Annotated in this window: 15 protein-coding genes; 4 read left to right on the forward strand and 11 right to left on the reverse strand. The window is 70.3% G+C overall.

The genetic code is table 11. The features are described 5' to 3' along the window. Nucleotides 1-79: 79 nt before the first annotated feature. Complete coding sequence (locus ACWCXX_RS07110) at nucleotides 80-832, reverse strand: MBL fold metallo-hydrolase (protein WP_451125155.1); 753 nt, start codon at nucleotides 830-832, stop codon at nucleotides 80-82. A gap of 178 nt (nucleotides 833-1,010) precedes the next feature. Here ACWCXX_RS07110 and ACWCXX_RS07115 point away from each other — a divergent pair, with 178 nt between their 5' ends. After that, entirely contained in the window at nucleotides 1,011-1,523 is a 513-nt protein-coding gene (locus ACWCXX_RS07115) for a type II toxin-antitoxin system PemK/MazF family toxin (protein WP_451125157.1), read from the forward strand. A gap of 159 nt (nucleotides 1,524-1,682) precedes the next feature. On the opposite strand, the gene ACWCXX_RS07120 is transcribed toward ACWCXX_RS07115, so the two are convergent. The 7 genes from ACWCXX_RS07120 to clpS form a co-directional block, all read right to left on the reverse strand. Then, the gene (locus ACWCXX_RS07120) at nucleotides 1,683-2,633 is read right to left on the reverse strand and encodes a PLP-dependent cysteine synthase family protein (RefSeq protein WP_451125159.1); all 951 of its coding nucleotides are present in this window, start codon (nucleotides 2,631-2,633) and stop codon (nucleotides 1,683-1,685) included. Then, the gene (locus tag ACWCXX_RS07125) at nucleotides 2,633-2,965 is read right to left on the reverse strand and encodes a MoaD/ThiS family protein (RefSeq protein WP_451125161.1); all 333 of its coding nucleotides are present in this window, start codon (nucleotides 2,963-2,965) and stop codon (nucleotides 2,633-2,635) included. The genes ACWCXX_RS07120 and ACWCXX_RS07125 overlap by 1 nt, the downstream gene beginning before the upstream one ends. A 102-nt stretch (nucleotides 2,966-3,067) precedes the next feature. After that, entirely contained in the window at nucleotides 3,068-3,196 is a 129-nt protein-coding gene (locus ACWCXX_RS07130) for a putative leader peptide (RefSeq protein ID WP_451125163.1), read from the reverse strand. Nucleotides 3,197-3,341: 145 nt separating this feature from the next. Next, nucleotides 3,342-3,773, reverse strand: a complete 432-nt coding sequence (locus ACWCXX_RS07135) for a Mov34/MPN/PAD-1 family protein (protein ID WP_451125165.1) — start codon at nucleotides 3,771-3,773, stop codon at nucleotides 3,342-3,344. 221 nt (nucleotides 3,774-3,994) lie between these two features. Beyond that, nucleotides 3,995-5,506: an amino acid permease gene (locus ACWCXX_RS07140; RefSeq protein ID WP_451125167.1), complete on the reverse strand. Its 1,512-nt coding sequence runs from the start codon at nucleotides 5,504-5,506 to the stop codon at nucleotides 3,995-3,997. A 422-nt stretch (nucleotides 5,507-5,928) separates the two neighbouring features. Then, entirely contained in the window at nucleotides 5,929-6,516 is a 588-nt protein-coding gene (locus ACWCXX_RS07145) for a DUF2017 domain-containing protein (protein WP_451125169.1), read from the reverse strand. Nucleotides 6,517-6,623: 107 nt separating this feature from the next. Next, complete coding sequence (gene clpS, locus ACWCXX_RS07150; protein WP_451125171.1) at nucleotides 6,624-6,938, reverse strand: ATP-dependent Clp protease adapter ClpS; 315 nt, start codon at nucleotides 6,936-6,938, stop codon at nucleotides 6,624-6,626. A 78-nt stretch (nucleotides 6,939-7,016) separates the two neighbouring features. Here clpS and ACWCXX_RS07155 point away from each other — a divergent pair, with 78 nt between their 5' ends. Further along, nucleotides 7,017-8,345 (forward strand): nicotinate phosphoribosyltransferase, encoded by a 1,329-nt coding sequence (locus tag ACWCXX_RS07155; RefSeq protein WP_451125173.1) that lies wholly within the window; start codon nucleotides 7,017-7,019, stop codon nucleotides 8,343-8,345. A gap of 197 nt (nucleotides 8,346-8,542) precedes the next feature. Continuing rightward, a complete protein-coding gene (locus tag ACWCXX_RS07160; protein WP_451125175.1) occupies nucleotides 8,543-9,127 on the forward strand; it encodes an isochorismatase family protein in 585 nt (194 codons plus the stop codon). 109 nt (nucleotides 9,128-9,236) lie between these two features. Here the strand turns inward: ACWCXX_RS07160 and ACWCXX_RS07165 are convergent, their stop codons facing one another. Further along, nucleotides 9,237-9,572 carry a hypothetical protein gene (locus tag ACWCXX_RS07165; RefSeq protein ID WP_451125177.1) on the reverse strand — a complete coding sequence of 112 codons (336 nt, stop codon included), beginning with the start codon at nucleotides 9,570-9,572 and terminating at the stop codon, nucleotides 9,237-9,239. A gap of 124 nt (nucleotides 9,573-9,696) precedes the next feature. After that, nucleotides 9,697-12,096: an immune inhibitor A domain-containing protein gene (locus tag ACWCXX_RS07170; protein ID WP_451125179.1), complete on the reverse strand. Its 2,400-nt coding sequence runs from the start codon at nucleotides 12,094-12,096 to the stop codon at nucleotides 9,697-9,699. A 370-nt stretch (nucleotides 12,097-12,466) separates the two neighbouring features. On the opposite strand from ACWCXX_RS07170, the gene ACWCXX_RS07175 reads away from it, so the two are divergent. After that, the gene (locus tag ACWCXX_RS07175; protein ID WP_451125181.1) at nucleotides 12,467-12,832 is read left to right on the forward strand and encodes a hypothetical protein; all 366 of its coding nucleotides are present in this window, start codon (nucleotides 12,467-12,469) and stop codon (nucleotides 12,830-12,832) included. A 200-nt stretch (nucleotides 12,833-13,032) separates the two neighbouring features. On the opposite strand, the gene ACWCXX_RS07180 is transcribed toward ACWCXX_RS07175, so the two are convergent. Continuing rightward, nucleotides 13,033-13,683: an RDD family protein gene (locus tag ACWCXX_RS07180; RefSeq protein ID WP_451125183.1), complete on the reverse strand. Its 651-nt coding sequence runs from the start codon at nucleotides 13,681-13,683 to the stop codon at nucleotides 13,033-13,035. Between the last annotated feature and the right edge of the window lie 219 nt (nucleotides 13,684-13,902).

Raw genomic sequence — 13,902 nt, forward strand, 5'->3', positions numbered from 1 at the left:
GCACGGCGAAGCCCCTCATCTCCCCCGGCGGGAGGTGAGGGGCTTCGTCGTGTCCGGGAACCGCGGGCCGAAAGGGGGGTCAGACCTCGTAGACCGCCCCCGGCACCGCGACGTCCGCCGGTCCGTGGAAGACCGTGCGGGCATCGGCCAGGTTGCGGTCGGCGTCGGTCCACGGCGGGATGTGGGTGAGGACGAGCCGCCCCACCCCGGCGCGGGCGGCGGTCTCGCCCGCCTCGCGGCCGTTGAGGTGGAGGTCCGGGATGTCCTCCTTGCCGTGGATGAACGATGCTTCGCAGAGGAAGAGGTCGACTCCCTCGGCGAGTTCGTCCAGGGCCTCGCAGATGCCCGTGTCCCCGGAGTACGCGAGCGAACGGCCGCCGTGCTCGATGCGGATCGCGAAGGTGTCGACGGGGTGGCAGACCTTCTCCGTGCGGACCGAGAAGGGGCCGATCTCGAACGTTCCCGGCTTCAGCGTGTGGAAGTCGAAGACCTCGCTCATCGCGTGCTCGGACGGGGTGTCGGCGTGGGCGGTGGTCAACCGCTGCTCGGTGCCCTCGGGCCCGTAGACCGGAATGGGGGTGGGACGGCCGCCGTCGTGCCGGTAGTAGCGGACGACGAAGTACGCGCACATGTCGATGCAGTGATCGGCATGGAGGTGACTGAGGAAGACGGCGTCGAGGTCGTAGAGACCGATGTGACGCTGCAGCTCGCCGAGGGCTCCGTTGCCCATGTCGAGGAGCAGCCTGAAGCCGTCGGCCTCTACGAGGTAGCTCGAGCATGCCGATCCCGCGGACGGGAACGAGCCGGAGCAGCCGACGACGGTGAGCTTCATGGAGCGTGAACCTCCGGGACGTGGGAACGGGGAGGGTTCGTACGGTCTGTTGAGCGGTTTGTCGAGAGTAAGGCGCGGAAGTGTCGGCCGCTCCTCCACGGCCGTCCGTTGTGGGGGAACTCACCTGCGCTGTCACCGGTTCGATGGAAGCGGTGGGGACGCCGGTACGGTCGGAGGCATGGACATGTCCTGGTGGTGGCTCGCGCTCGCTCTGGTCGTACTGCTCGCGCTCGTGGTGGCGGTCGCCGACGGCCGGGGGCGGGGTGGCCGGGGGTCTCGTGGGCGTTCCGGCGGGTCGGCGGGGGTGCCGCCCGGTACGCGTCCGGGCGGGCGCACCCGTCCTCCGGCGGCGCCCGGTCGCGGGGCCGGTCCGGAGCGGGGGGTGCGGCCCCTGCCGGGTGAGATCTGGTGGGCGGAGGTGCCCTACGAGGACGGGCCCGGCACGAAGGACCGGCCCTGTCTGGTGCTCTCGGTGCGGGGTGGTTCGGCGCTCGTCGCGAAGATCACCAGCAAGTACCACGAGGGCCGGCCCGGGGTGATCGCGCTGCCCGCGGGGACGGTGGGGGACGCGCGGGGGCGGGCGAGCTATCTGGAGACGGACGAGCTGCGGCAGGTCTCCGTGCGGGGGTTCCGGCGGCGGGTGGGGAACGTGGACCCGGGGGTGTGGGAGCGGGTGCGGGGGCTGGGGTGAGGGGGGCGGGGTCCGGGACGCCGCGCGCCGGGCGGGCCGGGGTGTCCGGTCCGCCCGGCGGGCGGGTGTGCTGCGGATTCTCTCCGACGGGGGCTTCGGCGGCCTGCCGGTGACCCGTCGGCGGTCATGCCCGGAGCCGGCCCTGGAGGTTTTCGGCGGTCACGCCCAGAGCTGACCCTGAAGCGTTTCGATGGCCGCTTCCGTGGTCGGGGCCGTGTAGACGCCCGTCGACAGGTACTTCCAGCCGCCGTCCGCGACGACGAAGACGATGTCGGCCTGCTCCCCCGCCCTGACCGCCTTGTTCCCCACCCCGATCGCGGCGTGGAGCGCGGCGCCCGTGGAGACGCCCGCGAAGATTCCCTCCTGCTGGAGGAGTTCGCGGGTGCGGGTGACGGCGTCCGCCGAGCCGACGGAGAAGCGGGTGGTGAGGACCGAGGCGTCGTACAGCTCGGGCACGAAGCCCTCGTCGAGATTGCGGAGGCCGTAGACGAGGTCGTCGTAGCGCGGCTCGGCGGCGACGATCTTGACGTCCGGCTTGTGTTCGCGCAGGTAGCGGCCGACGCCCATGAGCGTTCCGGTGGTGCCGAGGCCCGCCACGAAGTGGGTGACGGAGGGGAGGTCGGCGAGAATCTCCGGGCCGGTGGTGGCGTAGTGGGCGCCCGCGTTGTCCGGGTTCCCGTACTGGTAGAGCATGACCCAGTCCGGGTGTTCGGCGGCCAGTTCCCTGGCGACGCGTACGGCCGTGTTGGAGCCGCCCGCCGCCGGGGAGGAGATGATCTCGGCGCCCCACATGGCGAGCAGGTCGCGCCGTTCCCGGGAGGTGTTCTCCGGCATGACGCACACGATGCGGTAGCCCTTGAGCCGGGCCGCCATGGCGAGCGAGATGCCGGTGTTGCCGCTGGTGGGTTCCAGGATGGTGCAGCCGGGGGTCAGGCGGCCGTCCTTCTCCGCCTGTTCGATCATGTGGAGCGCGGGGCGGTCCTTGATCGAGCCGGTGGGGTTGCGGTCCTCCAGCTTGGCCCAGATGCGGACGTCGTCGGAGGGTGACAGCCGCGGCAGGCGGACGAGCGGGGTGTTGCCCACCGCGGCGAGCGGGCTGTCGTACCGCATCAGCGCATGCCCACCCGTCGCCCGGCCGCCACCCCGCCCGGACGGGCCTGCGTCCCGGCAGCTCCTCCGGCCACGGCCGGGAGGATCGTGACGTTGTCGCCGTCGCTCAGCTTGGTGGAGATGCCGTCGAGGAAGCGGACGTCCTCGTCGTTGAGGTAGACGTTCACGAAGCGGCGGAGTTCGCCGCCGTCGACGATGCGCTCACGGATGCCGTTGTGGCGGCTGTCCAGGTCCGTGAAGAGGTCGGCGAGGGTCGCTCCGTTGCCCTCGACGGCCTTGGCGCCGTCGGTGTAGGTGCGGAGGATGGTCGGGATGCGGACCTCGATGGCCATGGCGTGGGCTCCTGTCGGAAGCGGAGAAGTGGCGTGGGGCGCGCGGCTCTGCCCCCGCGCGGGGGTTGGTGCGTACGTGCGGTGCTCGGGCCGCGGCCCGGCTCAGACCCTGCGGCCGGCGGCGGGCAGGCGGCTCGTACAGATCGCGCTGGAGAGCCTGCACAGGTCGACGTGCAGCCGCGCGACGAGCAGGGTGCCCGGCGTCTTGTCGCTCACGTCATGGAGAACCATGCGCTCATCGTATCGATTCCCGGTCCGCAATCCCGAGTGTGATCTCACATGACGGATGACTGTCGTTCGACAGGTGGACAGTTGCGTCGCCTCCGGGTCCGCCCGGCCGCCGGGTGGCTTCCGCCCCGGCGGCCGGGCGGGGCGGTCAGGCGGCTTCGTACGCCTCGACGATCTCGACGTCCTCCTCGGTGATCTCGCCGTCGACGATGCGGTACGAGCGGAACTGGAAGGGGCCCGCGCCGTCGGTGTCCGCCGTGGAGACGAGGACGTAGTGGGCGCCGGGCTCGTTGGCGTAGGTGACGTCGGTGCGCGAGGGGTATGCCTCGGTCGCCGTGTGGGAGTGGTAGATGATCACCGGCTCCTCGTCGCGGTCGTCCATCTCGCGGTAGAGCTTGAGGAGGTCGGCCGAGTCGAACTCGTAGAAGGTGGGCGAGCGGGCGGCGTTGAGCATCGGGATGAACCGCTCGGCGCGGCCGGTCCCGGCCGGCCCCGCGACCACGCCGCACGCCTCGTCGGGGTGGTCGGCGCGGGCGTGCGCGACGATCTGGTCGTGGAGCGCCTGGGTGATGGTCAGCATGGCGCCAGGATAGGCCGCGGGCCGTGGCGTACCAGGGTGTGGTACGCCACGGCCCGAATGGTGGACACGACCGTTGGGACGGCCGGGTTCCGCGGGGGTGGAGGGGCTGCTGCGGGGCGGTGGTCCGGACTGCCGGGAACGGCGCCGCGGGCCGTCGGAGAGCGGCGCTGCGGGCCGCCGGGGAACGGCGGACCGGGTCGTCGGGCCGGGTCCGGGGCGGCTCAGTTCTTCGTGAGGGTCTTCCTCCCGGCCTTCGTGGACGCCGCGCCGTCGGCCTTCGCGAGGACCCCGTGCCCGGCCTTCGCGAACGCCCCGTTCCCGGGGTTGCGGGCCTTGAGCACCAGGTACGAGATGCCGAGGAGGGCGGCCCAGAGCGGGGCGCAGTACAGCGAGATCCTGGTGCTCGGGTCGATGCCCATCATGACGACGACCACCGCGATGAAGGCCAGGGCGAAGAAGCTGGTGAACGGGGCGCCGGGGGCCCGGAAGCTCGATCCCGGGAGCAGTCCGCGGTCGGCGAGGCGCCGGTAGCGGATCTGGCAGACGAGGATCATGATCCAGGCCCACATGCCGGAAATGGTGGCGAAGGAGACGACGTAGGTGAAGGCTTCGCCGGGCCACTGGTAGTTGATCCAGACGCCGACGAGCATCAGGGCGGCGGAGAAGGTCGTGCCGACGAGCGGGGTGCCGCTCCGGGTGAGCCGGGTGAAGAACTTCGGGCCCTGTCCGTTGAGCGCGAGGTCGCGGAGCATGCGGCCGGTGGAGTACATGCCGGAGTTGCAGGAGGAGAGGGCCGCGGTGAGCACGACGAAGTTGACGATGCCGGCGCCGATGCCGAGGCCCATCTGTTCGAAGGCGGCGACGAACGGCGAGACCTTGGGCTGGAACACGGACCACGGGACCACGGAGAGGATCATGACGAGGGCGCCGACGTAGAAGACGGCGATGCGCCACGGCACGGTGTTGATGGCCTTGGGCAGCACGGTCTTCGGGTCCTTGGACTCACCCGCGGTGACGCCGACGAGCTCGACGGCGAGGAAGGCGAACATCACGATCTGCAGGGTCATCAGGGTGCCCTTGATGCCGTGCGGGAAGAATCCGCCGTCGGCCCAGAGGTGGGTGACGGAGGCGGTTTCCCCGGCGTCGGAGAAGCCGAGGGTGAGAATGCCGGCACAGATGAGGATCATGCCGACGATGGCGGTCACCTTGACCATGGAGAACCAGAATTCGAGCTCTCCGAAGAGTTTCACGGAGATCAGGTTCACGCCGTACAGAATGATCGTGAAGACCAGCGCCGAAGCCCATTGGGGAATGTCGAACCAGAACGTCATGTACTGGGCTGCCGCGGTGACTTCGGTGATTCCGGTGACGACCCAGAAGAGCCAGTAGGTCCAGCCGGTGACGAACCCGGCGAAGGGGCCGACGAATTCACGGGCGTACTCGGAGAAGGAGCCCGAGACCGGTCGGTACATGAGGAGTTCGCCCAGCGCCCGCATGATGAAGAAGATCACCAGGCCCGCGACGGCGTAGGCCAGGATCAGGCTGGGCCCGGCCTTGGCTATCGCCTTTCCCGCCCCGAGGAAGAGGCCGGTGCCGATGGCTCCGCCGATGGCGATCATCTGGATCTGGCGGGCACCGAGGGCCCGCTGATATCCCTCGCCCGCCGGTCCGGAATCCTCGGTCGGTGCGGCCGATCGGCCGCCTCGCCCCTCGTCGATCTGCGCCGATGTCATGTGCTGCGCCTTTCTCCACACCGCTCCGGGCCGTTGAGGCCGCGGACCGGTTTCCGATCCCCCCGGATATGAATGGAGTGCCACCGGCTGTTGCCGGATTTCGGCGCACTCGGGAACAGAGGTGGCGTCCCGAGTGGTCGTGAAGATTTATCACGGCCTCCCGGTCGGCCCGCCGGGGATTAAGTGGCGTACATCACAGGAAAAAGCGGACAAGGGTCACCAGTCACCTCGAACAGGACCATCCGGGTGACGGGATCGTTATTCGATTTTGGGTGTCCGTTGACCGAACGGCGGGGTCGCGCGCTCCCACCGCGCGCCCCCGCCGTCCACAGGCCGTGCGGCCCCGCCGTCCATGCACCGCGCGGCCCCGCCGCCCATGCACCGTGCGGCCCCGCCGCCCACAGGCCGCGCGGTCCCGCCGTCTACTCCGGCATCAGCGTTTCCACGAGGGTTTCCTGGAGCGCGCCGAGCCAGAGGTAGGCCATGACCATGGGCTTGCGCGGGTCGCTGTCGGGCAGCCGGTAGAGCGAGTCGGCCTCGCCCCCGTCCTCCTCGGAGACCTCCAGGCGGGTGCCGATGGTCAGCCGGAGGTCGTTGAGGGTGCCGAGCCAGTGGCGGCACTCGTCGGCGGCGAGTTCGAGCACGGCGCCGCCGTTGCCGGTGGTCGTGAGCGCGTCCAGGGTGCGCACGACGACGAGGGCGTCGTTGCGCTTGCGGGTGCGCAGGTCGTTCTCGGTGAAGCGGCGGAACTCGGCGGAGGCGGCGCGCAGTTCGTCGTCCTCGTCGCCGTACGCCTCGGGGAAGAGGCGGGCCAGGGCGGGGTCGGCGGGCGGTTCGCTGGGCCCTTCCGCGAAGAGGGCGGCGAGCGGGTCCTCGCCGTCGGCGGGCTCGTCGCCGGGGCCGATCAGTTCCAGCAGCTGTACGGCGAGGGAGCGCAGGATCGCGATCTCCACCTCGTCGAGCGCGACGGCCGCGCCGCCGCCTTGGGTGGCCTCGAAGTGGCCGGCCATGGGTCTTCTCCGATGATGGGTCGGTCTGTCGGGCGGGGCGGATCCGGGCCGTCGGCGCAGGTGCGGGGCGGCGCGACGGGGCGGGGCGGGGCCCGCCGGGAGGGGTACTAGTCGCGGTCCTGGGTGAGGGTGGCCCACAGCCCGTAGCCGTGCATGGCCTGGACGTCGCGCTCCATCTCCTCGCGGCTGCCGCTGGAGACGACGGCGCGCCCCTTGTGGTGGACGTCCAGCATCAGCTTGTGCGCCTTGTCCTTGGAGTAACCGAAGTACGCCTGGAAGACGTAGGTCACATAGCTCATGAGGTTGACCGGGTCGTTGTGGACCAGGGTCACCCAGGGCACATCGGGCTCGGGGACGACGAGACTCTCCTCGGCCGATTCTGGGCGCTCGATCTCTGTAGGGGCGACACTCACCCACCCCATGCTGCCACCCGGGAGGGGTCGCCGCACAAACGACCCGAGATCTCGTCACTTTGACGAAATAGGGGTAGCATCCGGAACATGAACTCTGCGGACCTTGGGCGTCGGGTCGGTGTGCCGTCGACCGCGCTCTTCACCGACCAGTACGAGCTCACGATGGTGCAGGCCGCGCTGAAAGCCGGCACGGCCGATCGGCGCTCGGTCTTCGAGGCGTTCACGCGCCGGCTGCCCGAGGGGCGGCGCTACGGCGTCGTCGCGGGCATCGGGCGGGTGCTGGACGCGGTGGAGAACTTCCACTTCGACGACGAGATGCTCACCTTCCTGCGCGAGCGGGACGTCGTCGACGGGCCCACGCTCGACTGGCTGGCCGACTACCGCTTCGGCGGCGACATCTGGGGCTACCCGGAGGGCGAGGTGTACTTCCCGGGCTCGCCGATCCTGCGGGTGGAGGGCTCCTTCGCCGAGTGCGTGCTGCTGGAGACGGTGATCCTGTCGATCCTCAACCACGACTCGGCGATCGCCGCCGCGGCGTCCCGGATGTCCACGGCGGCGGGCGGGCGCGGCCTGATCGAGATGGGTGCACGCCGCACCCATGAACTGTCGGCGGTCGCCTCGGCGCGGGCCGCGTACATCGGCGGCTTCAGCACCACCTCCGACCTGGCCGCGGGCTTCCGCTACAACATCCCGACCGTCGGGACGAGCGCGCACGCCTTCACGCTGCTGCACGACACCGAGCACGACGCGTTCCGGGCCCAGGTCGACTCGCTGGGCCGGGGCACGACGCTGCTGGTCGACACGTACGACGTCGCCGAGGCGGTCCGGACGGCGGTCGAGATCGCCGGTACCGAGCTGGGCGCGGTGCGGATCGACTCCGGCGACCTGCTGCTGGTCGCGCACCGGGTGCGCCAGCAGCTGGACGAGCTGGGCGCCACCGGGACGAAGATCGTGGTGACGTCGGACCTGGACGAGTACGCCATCGCCTCGCTGGCCGCCGCGCCGGTCGACGCGTACGGGGTGGGCACGCAGCTGGTGACCGGCAGCGGGCAGCCCACCTGCTCGATGGTCTACAAGCTGGTCGCCCGTGCCGGGTCCGCCGATCCGGCGGAGCCGCTGCGCCCGGTGGCCAAGAAGTCGCTCGGCGCGAAGTCGTCGGTGGGCGGTCGCAAGTGGGCCGCGCGCCGTCTCGACGAGCACGGGGTGGCCGAGGCCGAGGTGGTCGGCACCGGCCCCGTACCGGTGGAGCTGGCCGGCCGGCAGCTGCTGGTCGAGCTGGTCAAGGGCGGTGAGGTGGTCGCCCGCGAGCCGCTGGACGCGGCGCGCGACCGGCACATCGCGGCACGGGCGGGGCTGCCGCTGTCGGCGCTGCAGCTGTCCCGCGGGGAGCCGGTCATCCCCACGGAGTACGTCTGAGGGAGCCGCCCGGGGCGGTGGCCGGACCCGTCCGGCCGCCGCCCCGCCCCCGGACACCGTGACGGGCCCGGCGCAGGCCCCTCGCCCAAGCGGGCCCCGAGTCTCTAGGCTCGAAAACCCGGGGGCCGAAAACCCCGGGCCGGAACAGAACCCCACGACCACGACCGCCGACCGTCCCCCACCTAAGGACATCCGCCATGCACCGCGCCTTGATCGTCGTCGACGTTCAGAACGACTTCTGCGAGGGCGGCAGCCTCGCAGTGGCGGGAGGCGCCGATGTCGCCGCCGCCATCACCGACCTGATCGGCGAGTCCCAGGCCGGTTACCGCCATGTGGTGGCCACCCGTGACCACCACATCGACCCGGGCGACCACTTCTCCGCGCAGCCGGACTTCGAGCACTCCTGGCCCGCCCACTGCGTCGCCGGCACGGAAGGGGTCGGCTTCCATCCGAACTTCACTCCCGCGGTCGCCTCGGGGGCGATCGACGCGGTCTTCGACAAGGGCGCCTACGCCGCCGCGTACAGCGGCTTCGAGGGCCTGGACGAGAACGGCGTGGGCCTGGCCGACTGGCTGCGGGAGCACCAGGTCACCGAGGTGGACGTGGTCGGCATCGCGACCGACCACTGCGTACGGGCGACGGCCCTGGACGCGGTCCGGGCGGGCTTCACGACGCATGTGCTGCTCGACCTGACTGCGGGAGTCGCCGAGACGACCACGGAACGGGCCCTGGAGGAGCTCCGCAGGGCGGGCGTGAAGCTGTCGGGCAAGCCGGTGGTGTGACGGGCCCGCCCCGGCCCCTCCAGCGGGACTCCGGCCCCGGGACCCTGTCCCGGGGCCGTTCCCGTTCCGGGCCTCCCGGACTCCCGGGCGCTCCCGGCCCCTCCTCGGCTCAGGCCGAGCGGCGGGCCGGTATCGCCGGGCGCAGCAGGGTGCGGATCGGGTGCCAGAGCTCCTGGTCCCTCTCCGGTCTCGCGCGCCACAGCAGCCCGTCGGGGTGGTGCAGCACGGCGGTGATCTCGTCGGGGGTGGGGGGTTCGGCGTTGCCCCGGAGGTAGACGGCGCGCAGCCCCAGATTGCGCAGCCGGGTCAGCGCGCGGGCCCGGTTGGCCGCGTGCACCAGGACCCGGACCGGGGCCCCCGGTCCCGTCCCGTCCGTCGGGCTGGGCAGTGTGATCGCCACCACGACCCTGCCGTTCGGCAGCTTGCTGAACCCTCCGCCTGCCATGCTCCGCGCTCCCCCGTGAGACGTTGTGTCAATAAGGATCTGAACAAGACGCACCTAAACACGATCGGCCGCCGCCCGCTAGAGGGCGACGGCCGATCGTGCTCTGACCTGCGGTTATTCGGAACTACTTGCCCGAGGGACCGACCTTGAGGGTCATCGTCGAGCCGTTGCGGGGCTCGCTGATGATCGAGATCCGGGTGTTCGTGTCAGGAACCTGAACGCTTCCGGTCGGGTTCTCCTTGTACCAGTAGGTGCCCTTGCGGTCGTCGAAGACCGGGACGCCGCTCTGCGACTTGATCTGGACCGGGACGTCCGCGTTGTGCAGCGTGAAGGCGTCCGTGCGGTACCAGCTGAACGGCGCGTCGAAGGGCTGGATCTTGTTGCGGATGACCGTGCCGTCGGCCCACTTCAGCGGCTTGGCGTGGGAGTCGACCGGCAGGATCAGGCCCTGGCCCGGGTGCTGCGAGACGTTGTTGTCCTTCTGGGACTTGTCCCAGAGCCAGACGAGCAGACCGTTCTGGTACGGGTAGTGCTCGACCCAGTCCGGACGCGTCTTGGAGAAGCCGAAGTTGTACGGGCCGACCTCGAGGGTCTTGTCGTAGCTGACGTACTGACGGTTCTCCGCGATGTAGTACTGCGGGTAGTCCTTGGTGAACGTCTCACCGACGCGGGAGAAGCCCTTGGCGGTCCAGCCGTTGTCGTCGCCCTCGGCGTTGTCCGTGAAGAGCGCGGCGCCGTCGGCGGTGACCGAGATGGTGTCGGCGGCGAAGCCGATGCCGCCCGCGCCGCCGTCGGTGGCGTAGCGGAAGCGGATGTCGATCTTCTTGCCCGCGTAGGCGTCCAGCGAGTACGAGAGCTTCTGGTACGCGCCGGAGACGTCGGTCAGGGCCGGCTTGTCGCTGGCGTCGCGCGGGATCGCCTTGCCGTCGGCCGTGCCGTCGATCGCGGTCCAGCTGGTGCCGCCGTTGTCCGACACCTCGGTGTAGAGGTAGTCGTAGTCCTTCTCGATGTCCCACCAGCCCGAAAGGTCCAGGGAGGCCTTGGACTTGCCGGTGAGGTCGACCGAGCGGCTCAGGGTGTTGTTGAGGTTGTCACCCATGTCGCTCCACCACTGCTTGGAGCCCTCCGCCGGCTTCGTGACGGCGGTGGTGACGGCCTTCTCGGGCAGCGTGACGACGAGCGCCTGCTTGTTCTTGGTGTTGTACTCGGACACACCCAGCTTGTGGACGGACTTCGTCGCGGCCTTGGCCTGGGCGTAGTCGAGCCAGCCCAGCTGGAGCTTGTCCCAGGCGGTCATGTCGCCGGGCAGGTCACCGATGGAGTCCTTGCCCTTGCCGAGCCAGGAGCCGGCCGACATCAGGGACCAGAAACCGACCGAGTTCTCGGCGGTGTTGGTGGTGTCGTACAGGTCCGGCAGGCCCAGGTCGTGGCCGTACTCGTGGGCGAAGACGCCCAGGCCGCCGTTCTCGGGCTGCGCGGTGTAGTCGCCGACCCACATGCCGGTGTCACCGATCTCGGTGCCGCCCGCCTTGTTGTCGGCCGGGCCGGTCGCACCGGCGTTGGTGCCGTAGGCGTACCAACGGTGGGCCCAGATGGCGTTCTTGCCCTCGGCGCCGCCACCCGCGGACTCGTCCTCACCGGCGTGGACGATCTGGAAGTGGTCGATGTAGCCGTCGGGCTCGTTGAAGTTGCCGTCGTTGTCGAAGTCGTAACGGTCCCACTGGTCGTACTGGGCGAGGTCCGACTTGATCTGCTCGGCCGTACGGCCCTTGGCCTTCTGGTCGGCGACCCAGGCGTTCACGCCGTCCCGGATCATGTCCCAGGCGTTGGCGCAGTTGGACGAGCCGCAGTAGTTGGACCCGTAACGGGCCTCGTTGTACGGCACCTTGACCCAGTCGGAGACCTCGCCCTCGACCGAGTAACGCCCGGAGGACGTCTTCTCGTAGTAGGTCTTCAGCGAGTCCTTCCCGTCGCCCTCACCGAAGTAGAGGTCCTGGAAGTGCGCCTGGTTGTAGTCGGCCTGCCAGGCGGTGCTGTTGTCCTTCTTGGGGTCCGGCTTGGCTATCTTGTTGTGCAGCGGGCCGGGCGTGCCGCCGTACTTCACGACGGGCGGCTTCGGGCCCTCGCCGTCCGGGTCGAACATGGTCGTGTCGTCGACCTTGTCGCCGAACTCCACCAGGATCGTGAAGATCTTGTCGGTCTTCTCCCGGCCGAGCTCGACGTACTTCTTGTCGTCGAGCTTGACGACCTTGGAGCCGCCGCGCGTCGAGATCTTCTTGTCGCCCGCGATGACCTGCTCGAGAGCGGCCTGCCGCTGCGCTTCCTGCTGCTCGCTGAACGGGCCCTTCAGGTCGTGCTCGCTGCCCTTGGCCGACCCCGGGTCGCGGCGGTCGACGGTGGTGCTCTTCGCGCCCGACGTCTTGTCGTCCGCCTGCGCGGTGGCGAAGGTCGACGCTGTGGCGGCGGTGGCGGCCATGGCCACGACAACCGCGGCAGCGCGAAGCGCCCTTCTGTTTGTGGTCACTTGATGCAGTCCTCCCCGGCACCCGCTGCTGCGGCCGGGAGTGAAGGTGGGGGCCGCGCGCAGGTACGCGTCACAAGTGACGACATTCGACCGGAGTTAATCGAAAAAAGACAGATCTTGACTTGAACAAGCCAAGTGCACTATGCAGGAGATCGTTTCCGTTATACGGACGTTCACCGGGCGGGCAACCGGCGCGTCACGGGCCGCGGTTGAGGTACGAAATGACTCCGTGCGCCCCCCGTGCACCGGTACCGTGGGTTAGGTCACGCTTACTGCTGGTCCGGCTCGGGCATCCACCGTCGTAGAGTCGCTCGACAGTGCGACCGTGTCGAGAGACCGCCCATCCGATGCCCCGAGGACGGACACCGCCATGCCGCATCCCACTGCCGCACAGCTTTCCTACGGTTCGGTCACCGTCATTTTCTCGACCCTCGCCATGCTGCTGCTCTCGCGCACGGAGTCGGGAATCGGCATCGCCGTCATCGGCACCGCGGCACTCGCGCTGGGTCTGCTGGTGGCCGTGACCGTACCCCACCCGTCACGCGCGAAAACAACGAAGCCGGCCCGGACCGGTGCCGCGACCGGCGCGAACCACGACGCGGTCACCGCGGCCATGGAGGCCGAGGGCCTCACCCGCGAGGGGACCGAGTCCCCGATCCCCCCGGCCCGCGAGACCGGGCAGCGTTCCGGGACCCCCGCCGACGGGCGGACGGTCCGGCACTCGCTGCGGCGCTGAAACCCCGTGCGGGAGCGGGCCCTTCCCCCGCTCCCGCGCCGGAGCAGCGCGACGCGGGCGCACCGGTGTCCGCTCACCGGTCCGCCCCCGGGCCGGGCCCGCCCCTTTCCGGCGCCCGGCCCGGTCGGCCGGCTCCGGCCGACCGGTGGTCAGTCGGTCGGATCAGTCGGTGGGCTGTCAGCCGGTCAGTTGGCCAGTGGTCAGTTGGTCTGGACGACCACCGTCTTCGCCGCCTTGTCCTGGAGGCCCTGCCGGTACGGCTTGTCCGTGAACATGAGCACGATGTTGATCAGCCACCACAGGCACGGGCAGCACAGCAGTGCCGGCAGCCACAGCACCACGGCCCGCAGGAACGACGTGCCGGTGTCCGGCACCCGGCCGTCGTCGAGCATCGCGACCCGCAGTTTCATGAGGCGCTTGCCGAGGGTCCGGCCGTCCTTGTGCGTGAAGTACGTGTCGTACGCGACGTAGGCCACGAGGCCGATCAGCGACCACAGCAGCTGATGCCCGTTGTAGGTCTGGGCGAAGACGTTGCCGACGTCGCCGCTGTTGTCCTTCATCTCGACGACGCCGCCCCACGGCAACGAGATCAGGTACAGCGGGATCGAGATGATCAGGAAGTCGACCAGCCGGGCCAGAATCCGCTTGCCGGGCTCGCCGAGCGGCGGCATGCCCGCCAGCGGGTCCACGCCGCCGTACGGGCCGCCGCCACCGTAGGGGCCGGGATCGTACGGCGGCGGGGGCGGAGCATTGTCGTACGGCGAGCCCGAGGGCGGCGACGGTTCCTGCGGCTTCTTGCGGAACGGGTCGTCCTCGGGCGGCTGACCGGACGTCGGCTGATCGTTGCTCATGGGGGCAGTGCACCCCGGGCCGGGGGCACCCGCAACGGCTCAGGTGCGTTCGGGGGAACGGACTGTCCCGACGGGCCTCACCCGATGGGCCGTCGGCCGTGGGAGTGGGCCGTGGGAGTGGGCCGGGCACGCCCGCGAAGGCCGGACCGGGCCGGGCCCGCGCAGGCAGGTCCGGCCCGGCCCGTCGGGCTCGTGGACCCAGGTGCCTGTGGGCCCGTG

The sequence above is a fragment of the Streptomyces sp. NPDC001732 genome, assembly GCF_053596315.1.